Annotated in this window: 21 protein-coding genes and 1 tRNA gene; 8 read left to right on the top strand and 14 right to left on the bottom strand. The window is 60.9% G+C overall.

The features are described 5' to 3' along the window. Positions 1 to 87: 87 nt before the first annotated feature. The 6 genes from ptsP to FHR98_RS13450 all read right to left on the bottom strand — a co-directional run bounded on the left by ptsP (position 88) and on the right by FHR98_RS13450 (position 6,486). Positions 88 to 1,896, bottom strand: a complete 1,809-nt coding sequence (ptsP, locus tag FHR98_RS13425; RefSeq protein WP_183417223.1) for a phosphoenolpyruvate--protein phosphotransferase — start codon at positions 1,894 to 1,896, stop codon at positions 88 to 90. Further along, positions 1,886 to 2,167, bottom strand: a complete 282-nt coding sequence (locus FHR98_RS13430; protein ID WP_183417224.1) for an HPr family phosphocarrier protein — start codon at positions 2,165 to 2,167, stop codon at positions 1,886 to 1,888. Before FHR98_RS13430 ends, ptsP begins: the two co-directional genes overlap by 11 nt. 6 nt (positions 2,168 to 2,173) lie before the next feature. Continuing rightward, a complete protein-coding gene (locus FHR98_RS13435; protein ID WP_183417225.1) occupies positions 2,174 to 2,590 on the bottom strand; it encodes a PTS sugar transporter subunit IIA in 417 nt (138 codons plus the stop codon). A 41-nt stretch (positions 2,591 to 2,631) separates the two neighbouring features. After that, positions 2,632 to 3,981 carry an RNase adapter RapZ gene (gene rapZ / locus FHR98_RS13440; RefSeq protein ID WP_183417226.1) on the bottom strand — a complete coding sequence of 450 codons (1,350 nt, stop codon included), beginning with the start codon at positions 3,979 to 3,981 and terminating at the stop codon, positions 2,632 to 2,634. A gap of 33 nt (positions 3,982 to 4,014) precedes the next feature. Further along, positions 4,015 to 5,697: a sensor histidine kinase gene (locus tag FHR98_RS13445; RefSeq protein ID WP_183417227.1), complete on the bottom strand. Its 1,683-nt coding sequence runs from the start codon at positions 5,695 to 5,697 to the stop codon at positions 4,015 to 4,017. Between the two features lie 90 nt (positions 5,698 to 5,787). Then, on the bottom strand, positions 5,788 to 6,486 hold the full coding sequence (locus FHR98_RS13450) for a response regulator transcription factor (protein WP_183417321.1): 699 nt from the start codon (positions 6,484 to 6,486) through the stop codon (positions 5,788 to 5,790). A 174-nt stretch (positions 6,487 to 6,660) separates the two neighbouring features. Here FHR98_RS13450 and FHR98_RS13455 point away from each other — a divergent pair, with 174 nt between their 5' ends. From FHR98_RS13455 to FHR98_RS13465, 3 genes are all read left to right on the top strand, one after another. Then, positions 6,661 to 7,188, top strand: a complete 528-nt coding sequence (locus tag FHR98_RS13455) for a pyridoxamine 5'-phosphate oxidase family protein (RefSeq protein ID WP_183417228.1) — start codon at positions 6,661 to 6,663, stop codon at positions 7,186 to 7,188. Between the two features lie 169 nt (positions 7,189 to 7,357). Beyond that, positions 7,358 to 8,974, top strand: a complete 1,617-nt coding sequence (locus FHR98_RS13460) for a phosphoenolpyruvate carboxykinase (protein ID WP_322091260.1) — start codon at positions 7,358 to 7,360, stop codon at positions 8,972 to 8,974. A gap of 143 nt (positions 8,975 to 9,117) precedes the next feature. After that, positions 9,118 to 10,191, top strand: coding sequence for a hypothetical protein (locus FHR98_RS13465; RefSeq protein WP_183417229.1), 1,074 nt, complete (start codon positions 9,118 to 9,120; stop codon positions 10,189 to 10,191). Positions 10,192 to 10,318: 127 nt separating this feature from the next. Here the strand turns inward: FHR98_RS13465 and FHR98_RS13470 are convergent, their stop codons facing one another. From FHR98_RS13470 to FHR98_RS13505, 8 genes are all read right to left on the bottom strand, one after another. Continuing rightward, a complete protein-coding gene (locus tag FHR98_RS13470; RefSeq protein ID WP_183417230.1) occupies positions 10,319 to 12,238 on the bottom strand; it encodes a hypothetical protein in 1,920 nt (639 codons plus the stop codon). Between the two features lie 191 nt (positions 12,239 to 12,429). Then, positions 12,430 to 13,524 carry a sn-glycerol-3-phosphate import ATP-binding protein UgpC gene (locus tag FHR98_RS13475; RefSeq protein ID WP_183417231.1) on the bottom strand — a complete coding sequence of 365 codons (1,095 nt, stop codon included), beginning with the start codon at positions 13,522 to 13,524 and terminating at the stop codon, positions 12,430 to 12,432. A 9-nt stretch (positions 13,525 to 13,533) separates the two neighbouring features. Beyond that, a complete protein-coding gene (gene ugpE / locus FHR98_RS13480) occupies positions 13,534 to 14,385 on the bottom strand; it encodes a sn-glycerol-3-phosphate ABC transporter permease UgpE (RefSeq protein ID WP_322091261.1) in 852 nt (283 codons plus the stop codon). Positions 14,386 to 14,398: 13 nt separating this feature from the next. Continuing rightward, positions 14,399 to 15,280, bottom strand: a complete 882-nt coding sequence (gene ugpA / locus FHR98_RS13485; RefSeq protein ID WP_183417232.1) for a sn-glycerol-3-phosphate ABC transporter permease UgpA — start codon at positions 15,278 to 15,280, stop codon at positions 14,399 to 14,401. Positions 15,281 to 15,379: 99 nt separating this feature from the next. Further along, positions 15,380 to 16,705: a sn-glycerol-3-phosphate ABC transporter substrate-binding protein UgpB gene (gene ugpB / locus FHR98_RS13490; protein ID WP_183417233.1), complete on the bottom strand. Its 1,326-nt coding sequence runs from the start codon at positions 16,703 to 16,705 to the stop codon at positions 15,380 to 15,382. Positions 16,706 to 17,024: 319 nt separating this feature from the next. Further along, entirely contained in the window at positions 17,025 to 17,630 is a 606-nt protein-coding gene (locus FHR98_RS13495) for a 2-hydroxychromene-2-carboxylate isomerase (protein ID WP_183417234.1), read from the bottom strand. 15 nt (positions 17,631 to 17,645) lie between these two features. Continuing rightward, complete coding sequence (gene polA, locus FHR98_RS13500; protein WP_183417235.1) at positions 17,646 to 20,483, bottom strand: DNA polymerase I; 2,838 nt, start codon at positions 20,481 to 20,483, stop codon at positions 17,646 to 17,648. Between the two features lie 46 nt (positions 20,484 to 20,529). After that, positions 20,530 to 20,721 carry a zinc-finger domain-containing protein gene (locus tag FHR98_RS13505; protein ID WP_183417236.1) on the bottom strand — a complete coding sequence of 64 codons (192 nt, stop codon included), beginning with the start codon at positions 20,719 to 20,721 and terminating at the stop codon, positions 20,530 to 20,532. A 120-nt stretch (positions 20,722 to 20,841) separates the two neighbouring features. On the opposite strand from FHR98_RS13505, the gene FHR98_RS13510 reads away from it, so the two are divergent. From FHR98_RS13510 to FHR98_RS13530, 5 genes are all read left to right on the top strand, one after another. Then, a complete protein-coding gene (locus tag FHR98_RS13510; RefSeq protein WP_246377840.1) occupies positions 20,842 to 21,831 on the top strand; it encodes an ABC transporter ATP-binding protein in 990 nt (329 codons plus the stop codon). Further along, on the top strand, positions 21,752 to 22,864 hold the full coding sequence (locus tag FHR98_RS13515) for an alpha/beta hydrolase (RefSeq protein ID WP_221205904.1): 1,113 nt from the start codon (positions 21,752 to 21,754) through the stop codon (positions 22,862 to 22,864). Before FHR98_RS13510 ends, FHR98_RS13515 begins: the two co-directional genes overlap by 80 nt. Beyond that, positions 22,861 to 23,775, top strand: coding sequence for a DMT family transporter (locus FHR98_RS13520; protein WP_183417238.1), 915 nt, complete (start codon positions 22,861 to 22,863; stop codon positions 23,773 to 23,775). The genes FHR98_RS13515 and FHR98_RS13520 overlap by 4 nt, the downstream gene beginning before the upstream one ends. Positions 23,776 to 23,819: 44 nt before the next feature. Beyond that, positions 23,820 to 23,896, top strand: a tRNA-Arg gene (locus FHR98_RS13525). A gap of 270 nt (positions 23,897 to 24,166) precedes the next feature. Then, positions 24,167 to 24,994 carry a HEPN domain-containing protein gene (locus tag FHR98_RS13530; RefSeq protein ID WP_183417239.1) on the top strand — a complete coding sequence of 276 codons (828 nt, stop codon included), beginning with the start codon at positions 24,167 to 24,169 and terminating at the stop codon, positions 24,992 to 24,994. Positions 24,995 to 25,144: the final 150 nt, after the last annotated feature.

Genomic DNA, 25,144 nt, shown 5'->3' on the forward strand with positions numbered 1-25,144 from the left:
GATAGCAGCCACGCAGTCCCAGGGCAAGAGGGCAAGCAAGCGTTTAAACGCCGCCGTTACTCAAATGGTCTTGCTCAATCGCTTTGCTCAGCTGGCCTTGCCGGACAGCAGGGGCTCGGTCTGATTTGCGCCGCATCCATCGAGAAGCGTAGCAATGGTCGCGCTATCATGCTGACGCATGACCGCAGCGGCACAATCCACGGCCTCCGTCAGGCAAAGCTCGCGGATACGGGCTTTGACCCTGGGCAAAGCAGCCGAGGCCATCGATAACTCGCGCACACCGAGTCCCAGCAGCAAAGGCGCATAACGCGGATCACCGGCAATCTCGCCGCAAACCGAAAGCGGAATGGAGGCCCTGCGCGCCGCCTCGATGGTGAACTGGAGAAGTCGCAGTACAGCCGGGTGCAGTGGGTTATACAGGTGCGCCAACCGCTCATCGCCCCGGTCTATGGCCAGCGTGTACATGGTCAGATCATTGGTTCCCAACGCAAAGAAGTCGCTGACATCGGCCAGGGTGTCTGCGGCCAGCGCCGCACCGGGAACCTCGATCATCACACCCAGAGGCGGCAAGCGATCGGGTAGCTGTCTGCCCTGCGCGCGCAGGCGATCAGCCACACGACCGATCACCATGCGAACGGCTTCCACCTCTTCACGTGCCGAGATCATCGGCAACAGAATACGCAACGGTCCATGGGCACTGGCGCGCAGAATGGCGGCAATTTGCGTTTCCATCAGTTCGGGCTCGCGCAATCCCAAACGAACGGCGCGCAATCCCAAGGCCGGGTTCGCGCTTTCCCCATGCCTACGGCTTATAGCTGACGCAAGTTTTTCTCCGCCGACATCCAACGTGCGCACCGTTACCGGGCGTCCACCCATCCCCTCCATGATTTCGCGCAGCGTTTCGTATTGCTCTTCCTCATCCGGCAAGTCGTCGCGATTCATGAACAGGAACTCTGTGCGCAGCAAGCCGACGCCCTCGGCACCGGCCATGACTGCCTGCGCCGCATCGCGCGGCATCTCCAGGTTTGCTTGCAATACGACCCGCAGACCATCTGTGGTCTCCGCCGCCAGGTGGCGCAGCTTCATCAACGCCACCGCTTCGGCCCGATAGGCTTCCCGCTGGCGCAGATAATCCTTCAGGCGACCTTGCGAGGGATTGAGAATCACGAGACCGCGCGATCCGTCGACAATCACCTGGTCTCCCGGGCAGGCCTCCTGCAACAAACCGGTGCAGCCAAGCACCGCCGGCAAGCCGAGGGAACGCGCCATGATCGCTGTGTGCCCTTCGGTGCCACCCACCAGCGTCGCAAACCCGCCGACGCGTTTAGGGTCCATCAGGGCGGTATCGGCCGGAGTGATTTCCTCACCCAGGATAATGCTGCCTTCTTCCAGATCGCTGAAGCTCGCAAAATCGCTAGAGGCCAGATTGCGGATGATTCGGTTCCCGACCTCCCGCACTTCGGCGGCACGAGACTTCAAATAGGCATCGTCGATGGCTTCGAACTGGGTGGCGAGGCTCTCGATCTCGACCCAAACTGCCGATTCAGCATTGCGGCGCTCATTTTCTATACGCTGCGTCACACCACTCAGCAGGCGCGAGGAATCGAGCATCTGCAGGTGTGCATCCAACAGATAGCCGAGTTCCTCTGCCGCAGTGCCATGCAAATCGCTGGCTTTGGAGCGCACCTTCATCAACTGTCGGCCCGCCTTTGCCACCGCGCCACGGAACCGGTTGATCTCGGCGGCGACCTGCGGCTTGGCGATTAGATACTCAACAACCTTCAGAGACCGGCTTTCGCGCAAGTGAGCCAAGCCGATCGCCACTCCGGGGGAGGCGGCCAAACCCTCGAAGACAATCTCGTCGCGTTCCGGTCTATCGCCTCTGTTATTCCTCATTGAATCTATCAAGCACCAGTTGGGTCAGTGCCACGACCGCCTGTTCGGCATCGCCACCCCGGCCTCTCAGTTCAATCTCGGTCCCCGGCGCCGCCGCCAACATCATGAGCCCCATGATGGAGCGACCAGGCACCTCGGTGCCGTCCTTAATAACGACGATCTCCGCCTCGTAGCTGCCTGCAAGCTTGACAAACTTGGCCGCAGCCCGGGCATGCAATCCCCGTTGGTTGCAGATCGTCACACGCTGACAAATCTCGGACTTCTCAGCCATGCATCATCACGCCTTTGCACGCTGTGCGCCGGGCATCAGATGCGAAGCAACGTGAATATACTTGCGTCCTGCTTCCTGCGCTTCGGCAACCGCCTCTTGCAGTGGTTTAGATTTTCGCAGTTCGCCGAGCTTGATCAAAAGCGGCAGATTGACGCCTGCAACAACCTCGATCTGGCCGACTTGCATCACCGAGATGGCAAGATTGGACGGGGTGCCGCCGAACATATCCGTCAGCAGAACGACCCCCTTTCCTTTATCGACATCGGCGATGCGCTGCAGAATCTCGGCGCGTCGTTCCTCCATGTCGTCATCCGGTCCGATACAGACCGCGGCCACGCCCTCCTGCTTGCCGATCACATGTTCCAATGCAGAAATGAACTCCTTGGCCAACCGGCCATGGGTGACAAGAACGATACCTATCATATCTATTTTCTCTTCCTTGCTTCCCGGCGGATCAATTCCTATCAGGCCTTTCCGACCTTGGCTTCAACAGACCGCATTCCGGCGCGGCCATCCGGCAAATCGCGGTGCCCAACGGATACCGCGCGACCTTGCACCGACAACCATGCTGCCAAACGTTCCGCGACCGCAACTGAGCGATGTTGCCCACCTGTGCAGCCAATCGCAATCGTCAGATAGCTTTTGCCTTCGGCTTCGTAGCGTGGAAGCAGCGGGCCAATCAAGTCCGTCAACCGCGCAAAGAAATCCCCGAAGGACGGATCGCCCTCCACAAAAGCCGCCACTTCCGGTTCCAGGCCGCTGAGATGGCGAAGTCCGTTTTCATAGTGCGGGTTGCGTAAAAACCGCACGTCGAATACCAGATCCGCCTCGCGTGGCAAGCCCTGCCTATATGAAAATGAGGTGATGTGGAGCACGAGACCCCCACCACTCTCCAAACCAAGCAAACCGGACAGAATTCTTGCCAAATCCACGGTTTTCAGGCCGGTCGTATCGATATGGTGGGTTGCCCGCTCCCGCAAGGGCGCCAGCATCTGCCGCTCGGCGGCGATGCCGTCTGCAAGCGGGCGCTCCTTGGCCAGGGGATGGCGCCGCCGTGTTTCGGTAAAGCGCTTTATCAGCGCATCATCGTCGCATTCCAGGAAAATCAGCGACAGCGAGATTGCCGCATCGCGCATCAACAGATCTAGTGCCTCAAGGAACCGCTGCGCCATGAAATCGCGTGTGCGCATATCCATGCCGATGGCCAAGGGGCGCATTCCGTCGCTGCCGCGGATGGCGCGCTCCAACAGCCGCGTGGGCAAATTATCCATCGCCTCGAAGCCGGCGTCCTCAAGAATATGCAAGGCCGTGCTGCGGCCTGCCCCGGAAAGGCCCGTGACCAGAACCACAACCTGAGCATCCGACCGCTTCATGGTATCCGCCGGTGTTTGCGTCGGACCCAAGCTGCGAAGCGCTACCCGCAGTTTTGCCGGCGCCGAAGCCGCGAAGGGATCCAGGGCCAATCTTGGTAATGGCAAGTCCAAGACGGTCTCGCTGCTGGGTTCGGGCAAGCGCTCGACGGCACCCGGCCCGACGAGATCCACCATAAGGTCTACAGGTGTCCGAGAGAGGCTTGGCACTGGGCGTATGCCGATGCCGCGCACTTCCAACTGTCCCGCGATATTATCCGGTGCGCGGGCCATCAAAACATCGGCCTCCCTGGTGAGAATGGTCTGATCGTCGGCAACCAAGCGAGCACCTTGCTCGATCAAGCGAAGCGCCAAGTCCGACTTTCCAGACCCGGAGGGACCACGCAGCAACACACCTCGCCCCTCCAGAGCGAGACAGGTAGCATGCAAGCGGATTTCCTTCATGGCTGCCGTTCCCATTATGATCCGGCGGCCAGCTTACTCCAGAGGCAGGCGGACCTCAAAGCACGCTCCGCAGACCTCCCCTGAGGAATCCAGGCGGTTGTTGGCCCGGATCACCCCACCGTGCGCCTCCACGATCTGTTTGGAAATGGAAAGGCCCAGCCCGGAATGTGTTCCAAACTTCTCGCCCTTTGGCCGCTCGCTGTAAAAACGGTCGAAAATCGCTTCGAGCTTGCCTTCCGGTATGCCGCCGCCCTCGTCTTCTACCGTGACAACCGCTTCTTGGCCGTCACGACGTAAGGAAATTTTCAAAAGACCGCCGGGAGGGCTGAAGCTAATGGCATTGGCCATAAGATTACGAAAAACCTGGCCAAGTCGGCCTTCCATTCCGATAACCGTCAGCTCGCCCGCGCGTTTTTCGTCCTGAATCTCAATTTCGAAGCGCGGCCCCCCGTCCTTTTGCGTTTCAGAGTAGGAGGTAAAGACCGCGTTCAGGAGTTGCTTCAAATCGACAGCCTCGGTCTGAGCACGGCTTAGCTCCGCGTCCAGCCGCGAAGCATCGGAAATATCGCTAATTAGCCGATCGAGGCGCTGGACATCGTCCAGGATGATCGCCATCAACTTGCGCTGCTGTGTCGGATCGTCGATTCGGGCAACGGTCTCCACCGCACTCCGCACGGACGTCAGCGGGTTCTTGATCTCGTGCGAGACGTCCGCCGCGAAACGTTCGATCGCATCCATGCGGTTCCAAAGCGCCTCGGTCATCTCCCGCAGGGCTTCCGATAGCTCGCCGATCTCGTCCCGGCGTCTGGAAAAGTCCGGTATCTGAGCCCGCCGGTTTTTGGAGCGTCGCACCTGGTCCGCAGCTTCAACCAGCTGGCGAATAGGCCGCGCGATCGTGCCTGACAGGTAAAAGGAAACCAGAACGGTTGCAGCCATTGCCACGGCGAAGACCCAGAGGATATCCGCTCGCCGGTCGCGCACCGCGGCCTCGATGCTGGCGCCGTCGCTGGACAGCATCAGGGCAGCCAGGACCTGGCGGTAACGCTGCAGGGGTACGGCAACCGACAGAACCAGGCCACCCTTGCCGTCGCGCCGGGCAACACCGGTACTCTCGCCCAGCAAGGCCCGCTCGATCTCTTCGTAGTCCTGGGCGGTCTGGCGCCGGTTCTCCCGGTACAGCGGCAGATCGCTCCGGCCGGCAAACAGGTCCATGAAGCGATCGAACTGGCGGCTGAGCCATCCGGCGACGCCACTGCGCGGGCGCGGCGGCGGGAGCTCCGTCACCTCTATACCGCTGCTCAGACCGGCGATACGGAAGGAATCGGCGATGAGTTCGCCTTCACGATGGAAGATGCGGGCGCGAATGGTTGAATCGCCCAGCAATAGCCGGGTGATCCGGGCTGCCTGTTCAGCCACGAGGCGCTGTTCGCCGTTGGCCGCCACCACGACGGCGCCGCCTGCCAGTGAAAAAGAGTAGGCCCGGGCTTGCGTCGTCAGTGCCTGAAGTTCGGCCGCGATCAGACCTTTGCGATAATCGTCCAGGTGCATCAATCCCAACACCGGGATGACCAACACAAGCAAATTCAACGCCAAAATCCGGCGCGTCAGAGGTGAGCGCCAGCGCGGCCTGAAGCGCCGCTTGCCGGGTCGCCGGCCTTTCACGTCGCGCGACGCCTCCACCGGGTCTTTATCCTGTGCGGGCGGGACAAAATTCATGGCGACCTAAAAGCATTTCCCCTTCGCTACCACGCGGTCTTTGTTGCTGTGCCGTTAGCGAAAGGGTCAGCGCCGCGCCCCTCCCGCGAATCAGGCGTCCTTATAGCGGTAGCCTACCCCATAGAGGGTTTCAATCTGCGAGAAATCGTCATCAGCCGCCTTGAACTTCTTTCGCAAGCGTTTGATGTGACTGTCGATCGTGCGGTCATCCACATAGATGGACTCTCCATAAGCCGCGTCCATCAATTGATCGCGGTTCTTCACGTGCCCCGGGCGCTGTGCCAGCACTTTCAGGATCAGGAATTCCGTCACGGTAAGGTTCACCGCCTCGCCCTTCCACGTGCAAAGATGGCGGCTCGGATCAAGCACCAGATCGCCCCTGGCGATCGGCTTTTCGGTAACGGCCTCCCCGCCTTCGCGCAGCGCTCTCTCGCGCCGCAGAAGGGTGCGAATGCGCTCGATCAACAAGCGTTGGGAAAAGGGCTTCTTTATGTAGTCGTCGGCCCCCATACGCAGGCCCAACACCTCATCCACCTCCTCGTCCTTGGAGGTCAGGAAGATGACTGGCAGGCTGGAATCCTGTCGCAAGCGGCCCAAAAGCTCCATACCGTCCATACGAGGCATCTTGATATCCAAAATCGCCAGATCGACCGGGTTGGCGGTGATTCCGCGCAGCGCCTCGGCACCGTCGTTGTAAGTGCGGACCTTGTAGCCCTCCGCCTCCAGCGCGATGGACACGGAGGCCAGTATGTTGCGGTCGTCATCGACCAGCGCGATGGTTGCCTGCATGAGCGTCATGTCCCCTTGATTGCCCCAAAGATGGGGATTGGTTCTTTCCAACGCCATAGTCATGATCTCACCCACAAAAATAAACCCGCTTTTCCTATTCTCCACAGTGTGATGGGATTACGGCGCCAATTAGGCACACCCACGACCATAACGCGGCGTTGAGATCGACAGATCATGAACCCGACGGACAAAGGCAAGGCAAAGTTTCGTCCCGCAGAGGAAGTAGCCCGTCTGCTCGCGCAGGCCCGCACCGCCAGCCTGGCGACAGGCCTGGCCCGCGACGGCAGCGGTTGGCCCTATGCGTCACTGGTATTGCTGGCGGCACACAAGGCCTTGGGACCGCTTTTGCTTTTATCCGATCTTGCGGATCACACCAGGAATCTCCAGGCCGACCAACGTGCCGCCCTGCTGGTGACACAAAACAATCCGACGGGCGATCCGCTTTCAGCGTCACGGGTAACACTTTTAGGCCGTTTCTGGCCGGTGCCCGAAGCGCTGGCGGAAGACGCCCGCGACGTCTTCCTGGCGCGTCATGGCGGCGCTGCCGCCTATGCGGATTTCAAGGATTTCCACCTGTACAACATGGCGATCGAACAAGCCCACCTGATAGCGGGCTTTGGCCGTATCCACTGGTTGGGAGCGCACGAACTCGAAAGCGCGGGTATTCTTTCGGCAAGAATTCCGGAAAACCGGAGGCTGTGAGCGATAAGTATGGTTGCCTGGTAAAGTTCCAGAGGGCATAACCCAAGGATCAATCCCCAAGGGTGAATTTGATGCCACCCTCCGATCAAACTCCGGTTGGCCCGTTGAGCAAAGGCACCAGTAGCGAATAGGCGCGAGCCGGCAAAGCGTAACTCAGGAGACCACGACAGTGAGCAGCAAGGATATCGGACCCGTCGTCAGCCAGAATGGCCTGCACCTTCATGGAATCGGCCACTATCGGACGGCGCACTGGAACCTTCCAGCCGCCGCCTTGGTCCAACACGCGCTGTGTCGCGGCGAAGGCAATCTGGCTCAGGGCGGATCTTTCGTCGCCTTGACCGGCGATCAGACCGGACGCTCACCCAACGACAAGTTCATTGTCGAGGACGCCAAATCGCGCAGTTCCATCTGGTGGGGCAAGGTAAACGTGGCAACCGACGAGAACGTCTATCGTCGTCTATACGGCAAGGTTGCCGCCTACCTACAAGCCCGCGATCTCTTCGTCCAGGACCTCTTTGCAGGAGCCGATCCGGAGTATCGCCTGAAGGTCCGCGTGGTGTCGGAGAATGCCTGGCACGCGCTTTTCGCCCGCAACATGTTCATTCGCCCAGGCCACGATCAGCTCAAGGACTTCACGCCCGATTTCACGGTGCTGCACGCTCCGCACCTGCAAGCCGATCCGGAAACGGACGGCACGACGTCCTCGACCTTCATCGTCGTCAATTTCACTGACCGGGTAATCCTGATCGGCGGCACCCGCTACGCGGGCGAGATCAAGAAATCCATCTTCTCGATCCTCAACTTCCTGCTCCCCGAGAAGAATGTTCTCCCCATGCACTGCTCCGCTAACATTGGGCGCGGCGGCGACACGGCGATCTTCTTCGGCCTTTCCGGGACCGGCAAGACGACGCTTTCGGCGGACCCGGATCGCACCCTGATCGGCGATGATGAGCACGGTTGGTCCGATCGCGGCGTTTTCAATTTCGAAGGCGGCTGCTATGCCAAGGTGATTCGTCTTTCGGCGGAAGCCGAGCCGGAGATCCACGCCACCACCAGCCGCTTCGGCACCATCCTGGAAAACGTGGTGATGGACCCGCTGACCGGACAGCTCGATCTGGATGACAACCGCTACACCGAGAACACCCGGGCCAGCTATCCCATCGACTTCATTCCCAACGTCACGCTTTCGGGCCAGGGCAATCAACCCGACAACATCATCATGCTGACGGCCGACGCCTTCGGCGTGCTGCCGCCTATCTCCCGTTTGACGCCCGAACAGGCCATGTATCACTTCCTATCGGGCTATACGGCCCGCGTGGCCGGAACCGAGCGCGGCCTCGGCAACGAGCCGCAGGCGACCTTCTCCACCTGTTTCGGTGCCCCCTTCATGCCGCGCCACCCCAGCGTTTATGCCAAGATGCTGGGCGAGAAGATGGCCAAGACCGGCGCCAAATGCTGGCTGGTCAACACCGGTTGGACCGGCGGCGCTTACGGTGTTGGCGAGCGCATGAAGATAAGCTACACCCGCGCCATGGTGCGGGCCGCACTCGACGGCCGGCTTGCCGATGTGGCGACCACCATCCACCCGCAGTTCGGCCTGCAGGTCCCGACAAGCTGCCCGGACGTACCGGCCGAGGTGCTGGACCCCCGCGCCACCTGGTCGAACAAGGACGCCTACGACCAGAGCGCCCGCGATCTGTCGCGCCGTTTCGAGGAGAACTTCAAGCAGTTCGAATCACACGTGGACGAGGATGTGAAGGCCGCCGGAATCTACGCCGCCGCTTGAAGCCCTACAGGTATCATTTCAAGGATCGATGAGGTCGTTATTGAGGAGTGTCTGGACGAAGGTCCATTCGTCGATGCTCCCGGCACGCGCAATCGGTGCGCTTATGTCTGGCGCGATCTATAAGGTTGCAATAGAATCACCTTATGATCGCACCGGTGATATCCTTTTTGCAGGCTTGGTGGCCGGTCCTCTATGGCCTGTTGCTGCTCTACATGGTCTTTGACCTCTGGTGGTACGGGCGAGAGCTTTCCCTATCATTCACCCGGCCCTTTGCGGCGGGATTCCGGGCCGGAACCTTTGCCGTACTCTTCGTGGTTGGCTTTCCGCCGCTGATGTTGTGGCTGACCACAGCCTACGGGTTGGAGGGACGCCTGCGCACGCGCATCGCCGACTATGTGGCGGCGGGGCACTCTGCCGAGGAGGCGCGCAGTCTGGCGGCGCTCGACGAGGCCTTTGGCCCGACCTGGGGACTGCGGCCAAAGGATGAGATCGAGCCGGCGCCGGGACGGGCCGAGGACTATCCGCCGATCCGCCCCCCGGAGCGCCTGCCGCGCCTCTCTCGGGCCGACCTAAAGTCCTTTTTCTTTACCGGCATCGTCGACGAACGCTCCGGCGGCGACCGCATCCAACGCTATGAGCAGGACGAGATCGTCTTTACCGCTCTCGGCAAGGTACGCCCGCAAAGGATCGATTCCATGACGCCGCTGCGCGCCCTGGTCTGGCGGGCGGTGCCCGACCTGCCGCCCTTCCGGGAGATCACCTTTCTGGAGGACATCAAGGACAAGACGGTCGAGAGCGATATCTACAGCTACGTCGGCTGGAAGGAGAGTACTACCGGTATCGAATTCTACAGTAGGAGATCCCAATACAGTACGGTTCTTGAAACAGGATGCTTTAGTTTGGTGCGTTTGAAGGGGTCCAGGAAGGCTCCTGATGACCGGGTGCCTCAGGATTACCGCCTGAAATCAACAGAGATCAGAACCAAGCATTTCTGGAACGAACCGGGGACGGAGCACTGTCTCTTTCGGGGGCTGCTGGTCGGCTTGGGGCTGCATATGACGCCGGATTTCTATCTGACCGCCGCGCCCTTGAGCCCGGCGCAGCAGGCCCGCGCCCTGGCGGCCTTGAAACTGCTCTACCACCCGGCCGTCCAGGCGGGCATGGACGAGGAAAGCTTCGTCCAGACCCTCCTGGATCACGACCTCATCGATCCCTGATCGTCCGCCAAGGTTAAGACTCCTGGCGCTGGCGTCTTCGACCCGTCGCAGTTCTCCCGCTCGCCCTCATCCTGAGGAGCGCCAACGGCGCGTCTCGAAGGATGAGGAACACCAGCGTGTTAGCGCATCAGGGAAGATCATCGGCCTGCTTTTTCTCCAGCGCCGCCTCGGCGGTGACTCCCGCCGCGCCCTCAGCGATACCGCCGGAGTCGATTTCGATCTTGAAACCGCCTTGGGGTTTGCGTTTGAACTTGACCCCGCCCAAGGCGATGTCGGCCAGCGACCCGCCCAGCCCGATATTGCGAAGCTCGTCGATCCGGGCGGCGGCTTCCAGAGGATCCTCCTCTAACAGCTTTGGCAGGTCCGCCAAGCGATGCCGCTGCACGGCCGCGGTAATCAGTTCGACACCACCGGCTGTCACGCCGCCGAGCGCCGCGCCACCCGCGACGCCCGTGCCCGTGCCTGCAGCCAGGGCCGCACTGGTGGCGGCCCCGGCGACAGTTGCTTCAGCGGCCCGCTCCCAGACCTTGACCACCGCGCCAAGGCCCTCCTTTTCGATGCGTTCGCCCAGGTTCTGCGCCAGTTCCAGATTCTCGATGGGCCGCAAAGCCTCCTCATGCCGCCGCTTAGCCGCCGCTTCGGCCGCTTCACGGCTCTTGACCTCGGCCTCGGCCTGGCCCAAAGCTTCGCGATGACGCTCCAACGCATCACCGGAAACCCCCTTGGCCTCATCGGCCTCTAGCGCCGCGCGCACCGCGCGTGCCTTTTGTCGCGCCCGGCGGGCCGCGGTGGAAGAGTTGCCAAGGTCCTCATGAGTTTCAGCGACTTTAAGAGCATTTTCGTTGAGCTTCGTTATCCTTTCCGCTGTCGAAGCTGCATCGGCCGCAGCGCGTTGCGTGCCCCGCGCCTCGCGGTCCTGCGCGCTGGGGTCGGCCGAGGTACCCTCCTTCAAAAAGGCCGTGGTGCTGTCCAACTGGGCCGCCTCTGCCTCCTTCTGGCTGGCCCGCTCCAGGTGCGGCGCTAGAACCGCCGCCGCATAGTCTGGTCCCTTGTCGCTGGAGCGAAGGTTATCATCGCCTGGCAACCGCAGACCGCGCTCCTCCAAATCGTCTACGACAGCTTGCTGCGCCTCATCGAAGCGTCGCCGCGCATCTCCAAAGGCCTTGGGATCGGCTGCACCGGAAGATTGGATGCGGTTCAATTCCTTCTGGCGCTCCTGCTCAAGGGCCTCCAGGGTCGATAGCGCCGTTTCCGGGTCCGGCTTGCGCCTATTCTCCTGATCTTGCGCATCGGCCTGGGCTGGTGCCTCGTTGCGTGTGGCATCAAAGTCAGGGGACGATGACCGCGACGGCACGGAGGTTTCACGGATTTGCTTCTCGCGGGCGAAGTCGGTTTCCATCTCGCCCAGGTCTTCCTCCATGATGGCCAGACCCTTGCGCTCCAGTCCGTCGTTGGAGGCCGCCCTGCGGCTGCGCAAGGCCGTCATGCCTTCGTCCAGGAGCTTGCCGGTGGCCGCGAACTCCGCCTCGTCGGTCTGGCTCAGCCCTTGCCGGAAGGCGGTCTTGCGGGCCAGGCGTTCGCGGCTGTTCGGGGTAAAGCGCGCGCCGGCGTCCTTGGCCAGGCCCGAGAGGATACCCCGCTGCGCGCCGCCCTCCCGCAGGCCCCGGCCCGGCGTCAGGTTAAGCGGGTTGCTGGAGCGCTCCTGACCCTCACCCTGAGGAGAGGCCGGATCGAAAAGCAAAGCCCCGCGGGGCCCAAAGGCAAAGCCGTCACGGGCCAGCGCCCGGCGCTGCTCTTCGCCGATGCGGTCCTGGGGCGCGCGGGCCTTGTCCAGCAACTGGCGGTTCATCTTGAGGGACAGATCGGCAGGGCTACCCTGTTCCGCACCCAGAGCGTCGCCGCGCTCGAGCGCCTGCATGACCTCGGGCGCGCGGCCCCGCGTGCCATCCGCCCGCTTGGGCTGCGCCAGCGCCTGGCCCAGGGTCTTCTCAGCCCGCTGCCGGCGCGTCTCCTCCTCCGCCATGAAGGCGGCCAGAAACTCTTTCATAGTCATACGATCCTTGTCGCTTGTCGGGGAAAGGCCGCAGTCTCAGCAGCCCGCATGGTATTACGGCCGACAAACTACAAGAAACAACGACAACAAAACCACAAGAAAAGTGTATTAACTTGTCACATCAACAACCACCTGCCCAAAAGCAGGGCAGGGAGAGCGGGTCGACAGTGTTGCTGCTGGAAAGGCTAGAGGTTCGGTAGACGCCGCCCGCTGTCATGGTCGAAGAGGTGCAGCGCCTGCGGGCGCGGCGCGACCGTCAGACTGTCTCCCTCGGTCAATCCATGGCCACCCGGCAAGCGGGCGGTCAGGGTTGCTTCCGGGCCGCCGCCGGAAAGCAGTCCATGGACAAGGCTGTCCGCTCCCAATTCCTCTATCAAGGCAACCTTGAGTGAGAACGCTCCGTCCGTGCCCGCCCCGACAGGCTCTAGATCTTCCGGCCTGATCCCCACGGTAACGGCACGTCCTGCGTGATCGCCCAAGGCCAATTCAGGGACGTTCAGTTGAGGCCCGTCGCTTAACGCCAACCCACGGCCGTCGCCGGTCACCTGCGCGGTCAGGAAATTCATGGCGGGCGAGCCGATGAAACCGCCGACAAAAACGCTCTCGGGCCGCGCGTAGACATCCAGAGGACGGCCAATCTGCTCGGCGATACCGGCGTTCATGACGATCAGCCGGTCAGCCAGCGTCATGGCTTCCACCTGATCGTGGGTCACATAGAGTGACGTGGTTTCCAGACGGCGCTGCAATTGCTTGATCTCCAGACGCATCTGCACCCGCAACTTGGCGTCCAGATTGGAAAGCGGCTCGTCGAAAAGGAAAGCTGACGGATCGCGCACAATGGCGCGGCCCATGGCGACGCGCTGGCGCTGACCACCGGATAATTGACGCGGCTTGCGGTCGAGCAACTCCTCCAGCTTCAACAGCCGTGCCGCCTTGGTGACGCGCTCCTGGATATCGGCCTTGGACTTACCCGCGATCTTCAGGCCATAGGCCATGTTGGCAAAGACCGTCATGTGTGGATAGAGCGCGTAGTTCTGGAACACCATGGCGATATCGCGGTCCTTGGGCTCCAGGGCGTTGACGACCCGTCCGCCGATGGCGATCTCTCCGCCAGTGATCTGCTCCAGACCAGCAACCATGCGCAGCAGTGTGGACTTGCCGCAGCCTGAAGGCCCGACGATGACGATCAGCTCACCATCGGCAATTTCCATATCGATGCCATGAATGACTTCGGTGGAGCCATAGCTCTTGCGGACGTTTCTCAGGCTGATTTCTGCCATGGGCGCCTCTTATTTCTCCGTCTCGACAAGGCCCTTGACGAAGAGCCGTTGCATGAAAACCACCACGGCTACCGGCGGCAGCATGGCAAGGATCGCAGTTGCCATCACGACCGGCCATTCGGTCCAGTCATCGCCCGAGGAGATCATTTGCTTGATGCCCATGACGATGGTGTTCATGGCCGGGTCGGTCGTGACGAGCAACGGCCAGAGATATTGGTTCCAGCCGTAGATGAAGAGGATCACGAAGAGGGCCGCAATGTTTGTACGACTAAGCGGCAGAAGCACATCGAAGAAAAAACGCACGGGCCCTGCCCCGTCGATCCTTGCGGCCTCGACCAGTTCATCGGGTACCGTCATGAAGAACTGGCGAAACAGGAAGGTCGCGGTCGCTGAGGCAATGAGGGGTAGAGTCAGACCCGCATAACTGTTCAGAAGTCCAAAGCCTGCGACCACCTCATAAGTCGGCACGATGCGTACCTCGACCGGCAGCATGAGCGTCAGGAAAATCGTCCAAAAACAGAAGCTGCGTCCCGGAAAGCGGAAATAGACGATGGCATAGGCCGACAGCAGCGAAATGATGATCTTGCCAACGGTTATGCCAAGCGCCATGACGGTCGAGTTCATCAGCATGCGCCAGACCGGCGTGTTCACACCGGACCATAAGGCCTTGGAGTAGTTCTCTATGGCATGGCTGCCGGGGATCAGAGGCAGCGGCGGCTGAACGATATCCTGTTGCGTGACCGTCGAGGCCACCAGGGTGACGTAGATCGGAAAGCAGACCAGCGCAACGCCAAGCAAAAGCAGGACGTGGGTCAGCCAGAGTCCCCATCCCCGTTTTTCCACCATGCCCGCACCGTTCATGTTCTCGCGCTCCTCAATAATGGACGCGCCGCTCGATGAAGCGGAACTGCACGACGGTGAGAAGGCCCACGACCAACAGCAGGATGACCGACTGGGCCGCCGACGACCCCAGGTCCTGGCCGACGAAACCGTCCGCGAAAACCTTGTAAACGAGGATCATCGTGCTGCGCTCGGGCCCGCCTGCCGTCACCGTATGGATGATGCCGAAAGTGTCGAAGAAGGCGTACACCAAGTTAACCACCAGCAGAAAGAAAGTGGTCGGCGACAGCAGCGGAAAGACGATGGTCCAGAAGCGCCGCCAGGCACCCGCGCCGTCAATCGCGGCGGCTTCCAGCAGGCTGCGCGGTATGGCCTGCAGGCCCGCCAGGAAGAATAGAAAGTTATAGCTGATCTGCTTCCAGGAAGCGGCCACCACCACCAGCGCCATGGCCTCGTCGCCGTTGAGCACGTGGTTCCAGTCGTACCCCATCTGCTTGAGATAGTAGGCAACTAGTCCAATGGAGGGATTGAAGAGGAAAAGCCAGAGGACGCCCGCGATCGCCGGTGCCACAGCGTAAGGCCAAATCAAAAGGGTGCGGTAAACCATGGCGGCTTTGATCACACGGTCCGCCAGGACGGCCATCAGCAGCGCCAACCCCATGGAGACGGCCGCGACCAGCAGGCTGAAAACCGCCGTCGTGCGAAAGGATTCCAGATAGTAGCGGTCGCCCAGCAGAAACTCGAAGTTCCCCAGACCGACAAACTGGGATTTCAAGCCGAAGGGGTCCGGGATGAAGGCTGACTGGTAAATCGCTTGTCCGGCCGGCCAGAGAAAAAACAGCGCCGTTATGACGAGTTGGGGCAAGAGCAGCAGGTAAGGCAGCCCCTTGTTCTGAAAAATGACTCGCTTTTGCACGGTTCTTGCGTCCCCAGCCCGTGACCAGTGGAACAGGAAAGGGCGACGGCGCGAGATGAACCGGAGTGGCTATCCCGCGCCGTTATGCCCGCCTGTCCGTTAGCGGTTGGCCTGCTCGAAGCGGCGTAGAAGCTGGTTGCCGCGCTCGACGGCAGCATCGAGGGCTTCTTGGGCCGACTTGCTGCCGGACCAAACACCTTCCAGCTCCTCGTCGATAATGCCGCGAATCTGGTCGAAGCTGCCCAGACGCAGGCCCTTCGAGTTGCCGGTCGGCGCCTTACCGGTCATCTGCAGGATGGCGATGTCGGTACCGGGGCTGGTCTCGTAGAAGCCTTGCGATTTGGTCAGCTCATAGGCCGCCGTGGTAATCGGCAGATAGCCTGTATTCTGATGCCAATCCGCCTGAACTTCCGCAGAGGAAAGGAAGTTGAAGAAATCCGCAACGCCCTTGTACTCCTCGCCCTCATGTCCGGCCATTACCCAAAGCGACGCGCCGCCGATGATGGTGTTCTGCGGTGCGCCCGCCACATCATCCCAATAGGGCAGATTCACGACCGCAAAGGGGAACTGCGCCTCGGCCTTCACGCCGGCATAACCCGCCGAAGACTCGGTGAAGAGCGCGCATTCGCCCGAACGGAAGCGCGCGCCGCCCTCGTTCCGGCGACCGCTATAGATGAACAGTCCGTCCTTGGCCCAGCGGCCCAAGGTATCGATGTGCTTGACTTGCACGGGACTGTTGAAGGCCAATTCCGTGTCAACACCGGCAAAGCCGTTGTCCTTTGTCGCAAACGGCACGTTGTGATAGGCGCTGAGATTTTCCAGATGCACCCAGCTCTGCCAAGCCGTGGTCAAGGGACAAGCGCTGCCCGATGCCTTCAGGGCCGTCAGGACGGTCTCGACTTCGCCCCAGGTCTTGGGTTTGGTTTCAGGGTCCAACCCTGCGGTCTTCAAGGCGTCCTTGTTGATGTAGAGGACCGGCGTTGAACTGTTGTACGGCAGCGACAGCATCTGACCGTCGGTAGTGGTATAGTAACCCGCGACCGCAGCCAGATAGGCATTGGGATCGAAGGGCAGACCGGATTCGGCCATCACCTCGTAAACGGGTTTGATGGCGCCCTTCGCGGACATCATCGTTGCCGTTCCTACTTCGAACACCTGCAGGATATGCGGCTGCTCGCCTGCGCGGAACGCGGCTATGCCGGCGTTTAGCGTTTCCGAATAGTTGCCCTTGTTGGTGGCGACGACCACGTAGTCCGACTGCGAGGCATTGTAGTCCTCAACCTGCTTGGCCAGCAGATCACCCAGACGGCCCGTAAAAGCATGCCACCACTGAATCTCCGTTGCGGCATTCGCGGCCCCGGCCAGACCGGCGGCCGACATCAGGGTTGCAAGCGCACCCGTCATCAGTCGTTTCTTGAAAGACATCCTTTGCCTCCTTCTATTCGGCGTTTCCCAATACGTCACTCTATACCGCGAGGGCCTCGGGGGATCCCGACGAGGGGAGGCGGCTGCGGGTGCGGTGACTTTTTGCCGTAACAATACTGTCACGATCGTTTTGGATGTGACCACACAAGGCAATCAACTGTCCAGCTATCAGATGCACCCTACGCCCTCACAATCGCCCAATGGCGGCACTCGCTCCGCGACACCCGGTTGCTTAGCACGGCTACCATGACAGTCTTGTGGCCTCGGCAGTCGATTTTCCGCAAATCGTCATGTCATCAAGCAGCCGAGCAAGCCTATCTTAGAGTCTCTCTGCCAGGATGGCTTCCAGATGATGCAAGCGGTCCTGACCGAAGAGGGCGCGGCCCTCGACGATATAAGTTGGCGCGCCGATGATGCCGCGTTCGGCGGCCTCCAGGGAGTTCTTCTGCAAGAGGTCCTGCGCGGCCTCGCCCCTTGCCTCGGCCCTGAGCGCCGGACCGTCGAGCCCCGCTTGGGACGCCAAGTCGTCCAGAACGGTCGTATCGGCCAAACTGCGGTCGTCGCGCCACAGGGCTTGCTGCATCAAAAATGACAGCATGGCCGGGTCACGGCCCTGCAGGATCAAGGTTGCCGCCATGCCCGCCGCCACCTCGATATTGTCATAGTGGTGCGAGGGGTCGGAATTGATGGGGATGCCGTGGTAGGCCCCGGTCGTCCCCAAGTCTTCGACCATCTGCCGGATGCGTGCCGGATGGCGATCCTGGAACTGGGTCGCCCCTGTCCGCTCCAACACGATACGCAGATAAACCGGGCGATGAATCACCTGTCTGCCCGAACGCGCAGCAAGGTCGTAAAACCGGCCCGCACCCAGGTAGCTGTATCCCGAGGCCACGGAATAGAAGTATTCGATGGTCTTTGCCGTCATGGCTGTTCCTTGTTGTCAGTGCGCTGCGGCCCAGTCGTCGCCGATCCCTACATCGGCTACCAGAGGAACGTCGAGCGTGACCGCCGGTTGGGGCGCCTGTTCCATCACCTGTTTGACCAGGGCTGCGGTTTCTTCCATCTCCGCCTCGGCCACTTCGAACAACAGTTCGTCATGCACCTGCAGCAGCATGCGCGCGCCCAACCCTGCCTCCTTCAAGGCGTCAGGCAAGCGGATCATGGCGCGCTTGATGATGTCTGCTGCGGTTCCCTGGATCGGCGCGTTGATGGCGGCCCGTTCGGAAAAATTACGGCGCGCCGGATTGCCGTCCTTGATGCCCGGCACATGGATGCGCCGCCCAAAAAGAGTGGTGACATAACCCTGTTCGCGAGCCAGGGCCTTGGTGCTCTCCATATAATCGCGAATGCCTGGGTAGCGCTCGAAGTAGGCCTCGATATAAGCCTTGGCATCGGCTTGCGCGATCCCGAGGTTCTGCGCCAGCCCAAAGGGCGAGATGCCGTAGATGATGCCGAAATTGATGGCCTTGGCCTGACGGCGGACCTCCGGTGTCATCTCCGCCAGGGGAACGCCAAAGACCTGGCTGGCGGTGATGGCGTGAATATCCTGTCCTTCGGCGAAGGCCTGCCGCAGGCTCTCGACCTCGGCAATATGGGCGGTCAGGCGCAATTCGATCTGGCTGTAGTCGACCGACAGCAGCTTGCAACCCTTCTCCGCGATGAAGGCGGTGCGAATCTTGCGCCCCTCTTCGGTGCGGATCGGGATGTTCTGCAGATTGGGGTCGTTCGACGACAACCGCCCGGTCGAGGCCACCGCCTGACTGAAAGTCGTGTGGACGCGGCCGGTTTCCGGGTGAATCTGATTCTGCAGCGCGTCCGTGTAGGTGGATTTCAGTTTCGACAGCTGCCGCCAATCCAGCACCCGGGCGGGAAGGTCATGCCCCTGGTTGGCCAGACCCTGAAGAATCTCGGCCCCGGTACCCGGCGCGCCGCCCTTGGTCTTGCGTCCGGTCTCCAACCCCATCTCGTCGAACAGAATTTCCCCAAGCTGCTTGGGCGAGCCGATGGTGAAGCGCTTTCCGGCCAGGATATAGATTTGCTCTTCGAGCGCTTCGATCCGCTGCGCAAAGTCATTGGAGAAGCGCCGCAGAATATCGCGGTCCACCTTGATGCCGCAGCGTTCCATCTCCGCCAGGACCGGCACCAGCGGGCGATCCAGGGTTTCATAGACCGTCGCCAGACGCTCGACGCGCAGCCGCGGCTTGAGCGCCTGATGCAGGCGCAGCGTGACCTCCGCATCCTCGGCGGCATAGTCCAGCGCCTTGTCCAGCGGCACCTGATCGAAGGTAATCCGTTGGCGGCCTTGCTTGGTGACCTCGTCGAATTTGATCGTGGTATGGCCCAGGTGCAGGTTCGCCAACTCGTCCATCCCGTGCCCATGGGCACCGCCCTCCAGCACGTAGGACAGCAGCATCGTGTCATCGATGGGATGCAGCCAGACACCCTCGCGGGCGAAAACCAGCATGTCGAACTTGATGTTCTGCCCGACCTTCAGCACCGAAGGCGCCTCCAGCAGGGGTTTCAACCGTGCGATGGCATCGGCGACCGCGATCTGCTTGGGTGCAGCCTGCTGCGTCTCCTCACCCAATTGCAGTTGGTCGCTTTCATGTTGCAGCAGCCCATGCCGCAAGGGGATGTAGCAGGCCCGGCCCGGCCGAATCGCGAGACTGATGCCGACCATCAGGTCGCGCATGGGATCAAGGCCAGTCGTCTCGGTATCGACCGCCACCAACCCAGCTTCCCGCGCCTCCGCAACCCAGCGATCCAGGCTCTCCAGGTCGCAAACAAGTTCGTAACTGGGCCCGCTGCTTTCAGGCGACGGTACAGCGCCATCCTCACGGGACGCCTCGACGGCGCCCACCTTGGCAGGCTCGCGTTCGTCCGGCACCAGATCACCCGCCTCCAACTGCTCGGCAAGCCGGGCCTTTAGACTGCGGAACTCGTACTTGTCCAGGAAGGCCCGCAAGGTTTCCGGGTCCGGTTCATGCAGGGCCAGGCGACCCCATTCGACTTCGACCGGCGCGGCGTCGGTCAGCTCCACCAGACGGCGGCTGATGCGCGCCTGCTCGGCAAAGGCGATCAAGTTCTCGCGGCGCTTGGGTTGCTTGATCTCGGCGGCGCGCTCCAGCAACGCCTCCAGCGAGCCGTATTCGCCGATCAACTGTGCGGCGGTCTTGATGCCGATGCCCGGCACGCCCGGCACGTTGTCGGTGGAGTCTCCGGCCAGGGACTGCACGTCCACCACCTTGTCCGGCGAGACGCCGAACTTCTCCAAAACCTCGTCGGGACCGATCGGACGGTTCTTCATCGGATCGAGCATGGAGACACCGGGCCGGACGAGCTGCATCAGATCCTTGTCGGAGGAAACGACCGTGACCTGGATACCCCGCTCGACCGCCTGACGGGCGACGGTGGCGATGATGTCGTCGGCCTCGTAGCCCGTCAGCTCCAGACTTTGCAGGCCAAAAGCCGCCGCCGCCTCGCGCACCATCGGAAACTGCGGAATCAGGTCTTCCGGCGTCTCGTCGCGGTTGGCCTTGTATTTCGGGTAGATCTCGTTGCGGAAAGTCGGCCCCGAGGCGTCGAAGGTGACCAGCATGGCATCGGCGTCGCTCTCGCGGAGCAGCTTGACCAGCATGTTGCAGAAGCCATAGGCGGCCCCGGTCGGCGTACCGTCCTTGCGGGTGATCGAGGGCATGGCGAAGAAAGCCCGGAAGAGATACCCGTAACCATCGACGAGATAGAGGTGTTTGATCGGTGTGGAGGAATCGGCGCTCATGATGTCAGCAGCATGCCTGAAGCCTGCCTCCCAAGTCGAGTGCCGGTCAGTGGCCAGCCGAGGCGTCAGCCCCTTCCTTCAGCACGAAGCGGCGATCGCAGTAAGGACACTCCACGAATCCCTTGTCGCCCATGTTCAGGTAAACCCTGGGATGACCCATCGCATCATCGCCGCCGTCACAGGCGACTTGCGCGCGTTCTACCTCGATAACCTCGGGCGGCTCGATCTGATTTGCCATCGCTTCCTCACTCAACCGAAAACTCGGCTGGGACTATAACTGGTCACGCCTAACAATCAATCGCTTGTCGTGGGCGGACGAAAGGCCTAAGTCATTGCCATCATGCCAAAGGACGAACAGATGACAAGCGCCGTCGGCGCGGCCGACAAAAATCCCCACTTGCCGGACTTCGCGGTTGAGGCCGTTGGCCTCGACAAGACCTACGCCGCCGCCGGCAAGCAAGGCGCCAAGCATGCCTTGAAAACCGTGGACCTCACGATTCCGCGCGGCAGCCTCTTTGGGCTGCTCGGACCCAACGGCGCGGGCAAGTCGACCTTCATCAACATCCTGGCCGGACTGGTCAACAAATCCGGCGGCACCGCCCGCATCTGGGACTGCGACATCGACCGCCAAACACGGCAGGCGCGCGCCGCTATTGGCGTGGTGCCGCAGGAGCTTAACATCGACCCCTTCTTCACGCCCTTCGAGCTGCTGGAGTTGCAGGCCGGTCTCTATGGCGTTCCGCCGCGCGAGCGCCGGACCCTGGAGATCCTCGCGATGCTGGGTCTGTCTGATAAGGCCAAGGCCTATGCCCGGACGCTTTCCGGCGGTATGCGCCGGCGCTTGATGGTCGCCAAGGCGATGGTTCACAACCCGCCCGTACTGGTGCTGGACGAGCCGACCGCCGGCGTCGATATCGAGCTGCGCCAGCAGCTTTGGGCGCAGGTGAAGGAACTTAATCGGCGCGGCGTCACGATCCTGCTGACGACTCACTACCTGGAAGAAGCCGAGGAGCTTTGCGACCGCATCGCCATCATCAATCATGGCGAGGTTATTGCCTGCGACACCACGCAGGCCCTGCTGCGCAAGCTGGACAACAAGACCCTGACCATCACCTTCGCCGAAAGCTTCGAGGCGGTGCCCAAGCCTTTTGCGGAGTTCAGCGTCGAGAAGGTCGGCGAACATGCGCTGCGCTTTCAGTACCGGGCCAGCGAAAGTCCGCTGCCGCGAATCCTCTCGGCTGCGGGCAGCGCCGGGCTGACACCGGTCGATGTTACGACCGAGGAAACCGACCTGGAGGATATCTTCCTGCAGCTCACGCGGGGCGCGCATGCGGGCGCTCAAGGCTGATCACGCAAGAGCCTTTCGCTTCTTCCTGATGACACTGCTGCTGGCCCTTGCACTGGCGGGCTGCACGACGCAGTTCGCACCGCCGGGGCCTTACAACGCAGGCGAAGGGCCACCCCCCGAACTTTTGACGACCGCCACGCCGAGCGAGGGCACATTCCGCGCCGATGACGGATTGCTTCTGCCCTGGCGCGCCTGGCTGCCGGTCGGCGAGCCGCAAGCCGTCGTCCTGGCGCTGCACGGCATGAACGACTATGCAGAAGCCTTCGCCCTGCCCGGCACGGCCCTGGCGGCGGCGGGAATCGCGGTCTATGCCTACGATCAGCGCGGCTTTGGCGCAGCCCCTCATCGCGGTCTGTGGCCGGGAACCGGCCGTCTGGTCGCCGATCTGCGCAATGCCACGGCGCTTTTGGCCGCGCGCCATCCCGGCCTGCCGCTCTATCTGCTGGGGGAGAGTATGGGAGGCGCAGTCGTGATCGCCGCCACGACGCGCCCCGGCGCGCCGCAGGTCGCGGGTATCATTCTGTCCGCCCCCGCCGTCTGGGGTTATGACGAGATGGGTCTGGTCCCCCGCGTCTCCCTCTGGGTTGCCCGGCGTCTGGTCCCCGGCATGACGGCGACCGGCAGCGACCTCAAGATTCAGGCGACCGACAACTTACCCCTGCTCCAGGCCTTTTCGACCGACCCGCTGGTCATCAAGAAGACCCGGATCGACGCCGTGGGCGGCCTTGTCGATCTGATGGACGAAGCGCTGCTGGCCGCACCCAAGCTGACGGCGCGCACGCTGCTGCTTTACGGTGATAAGGATCAGGTCATCCCGGCCGACTCGCTGGACCGATTCTGGACCAACCTCCCCGCCGAAGCATCCGGACGCCAACGTCGCCTCGATTACCCCGACGGCTGGCACTGGCTGCTGCGCGACCTGCAGGCCGCGCGGGTTTACGCCGATATCGCCGCCTGGATCGCCGACCCCGATCAGCCGCTGCCTTCCGTCACCGATAACAGCGCACGAGAGCGCGGCAAGGAGGCCTCGTGAACGCCATTCGGCAGGCGACCGCGTTCGACTTCGCCAAGCTCTTGACGCTGGGTGCTATCTGGGGCGCGGCCTTCCTCTGCATCAAACTGGGGCTGGAGGGCTTTGCCCCCATCACCCTGGCGGTCAGCCGCACCCTGCTGGGCGTGGTGGTCCTGTTGATACTGCTGGCCGCGACCGGCACGAAACTGCCGTACCGCCGCCGCGACTGGGGTTGGATCGCCGTCATTGGCGCGGTCAATACCTCCCTGCCCTTCCTGCTGATCGCCTGGGGACAACAGTTCATCGGCGCGGGGCTGGCCTCGATCCTGATGGGCGCGGGTCCCTTCGTCGCCCTCTTCGCCAACCACGTCCTGACCCACGACGACCGCATCACCGGATACAAGGTCGCGGGCATGATCCTGGGGCTGCTGGGCGTCATGATCCTGGTGGGTGGCGAGGCCTTGACCGGCCTCACCGCTTCCTTCTTCGGGCAGTTGGCCATCGTTGGCGCGGCGGCCAGCTATGCGGCCTCGGGCGTCATGACCCGCAAGATCAGCCACCTGCCCGCCGCCAGCGGTGCCTCGGCGACGCTGTTGATGGGCGCGGTCTACCTGCTTCCGGCGGCCTTCATCTTCGAGGCGCCGCTGGCCTCGCGGCCCGGTATCGCCGCCATCGCGGCGGTCCTGTTCCTGGGCCTCGTCTCCTCGGGCTTTGCCCACCTGCTGCGCTTCCAGTTGATCCGCGACACCGGCGCCGTTTTCATGAGCCAGGTATCCTATCTGGTGCCGCTGTTCGGGGTTTTCTGGGCCTGGGTTTTCCTGGGTGAGCGGCTGCACGTCGAGGCCTGGATCGCGCTCGCCCTGATCCTGTCGGGCATCGGTATTTCCCGCCTGCGGCGCAAAAGAAAAGCCCGCCTTCTGGACGAGCTTTGAGGCTTGTTCCGCCCCGCCGCTTCGAGTAATGTCCGCCCCGCGACGCGCCCGTAGCTCAGCTGGATAGAGCGCTTGCCTCCGGAGCAAGAGGTCAGAGGTTCGAATCCTCTCGGGCGCGCCAGTATTTCCCCTGAATTTAGCGGTTTTTGATCTGATTCTCGATGGGCGGTTGTTGATCGGGCCCAACAAGATGTGTGTAGTCAGACTAATCCGTCCCGCAGTTTTTTCTAACCCGCTTCGTCCCCTGTGCGGGCTAAGCGCAACTTCATCCTGGCAAAGGGGCAAAGCCGCGGTTGCATCCCCCAACTGCATTAGCAGATCATGAAAGATAGAATTTTGATATACTGCATTCTCAACTAAATATTTCAAATCAAACTTGTGTGGGTAAGCCATGAGAACATTTGGAAATAATAAAGAATCATATTTATTAATCAATGGAATAAAAACACATCGAGTTATTTGCCTGAGTAAATCTGTTAAACTATTACCGGCTAATAAAAAAATTGATTTCCAGATAATATCAGATATCGCGAAAGATCAGCTTTCGTTTGGTATTATGTGCATATTTCTTGCTAGTGTTGAAAGCCAAATTTTGATAAGTGAGAATGACCCTAAAAAGCATGCTGTCTTAGCATGGAATTCTCTATGGGATGCTGTTTTACTTAGTGCTTTGTATAATGTCGAAGCGGTTTGCAATTTTCAAAGTTCTGTTCCATACGAAAAAATTAAAAGCCATTCGCAATTATCAATTACAAATTATCACCTTCGTGGCTTGGTAAAGGCATCACATCAAATCAGTGAAGATGAGGCCGTATGGTTGGAAGATAATTTCCATAACGCACAAGATTTACTTGATGACCAAAGATTTAGAAATGCGGTCCATTGTATGGCAACTTATAGGTGGCATTCTAATCCTAGAGCACAGTTGGCAATACTTTGGTCAGGCATAGAGGGAATATTTGGGGTTCAGAATGAAATATCTTTTAGATTAAGTTTATTTATAGCTAATTATCTTGAGCCAAATAATGAAGAACAAAAGAAAAAGATTTTTTCTCAAATTAGAGAGCTTTACGTTAGCCGCTCAAAGGCAATTCATGGTTCCAAGATTAATTCTACAGCGACAGAAGACGTTGAGGCATCGGCTATATGTTTGAAGCGATTGATTTATAAATGTATTCAGTCCCGCATGGTGCCTGATACGAGAACACTGGCGCCCTGAAGGCGGTAATTTAGGCGTCAGAACAATCTCCGTCTTGGTACTCTAAAGTTAATTAGGTGAGATATCCCGCGCCTGCTCCCCCAACCCACTACCAAATCGTCCGCGTTTGCGGTCAAATCGGGCTGGGGCAGATCGCGTGACCAATGGCTG

This window comes from Limibacillus halophilus, assembly GCF_014191775.1.
Taxonomy (GTDB): domain Bacteria; phylum Pseudomonadota; class Alphaproteobacteria; order Kiloniellales; family CECT-8803; genus Limibacillus; species Limibacillus halophilus.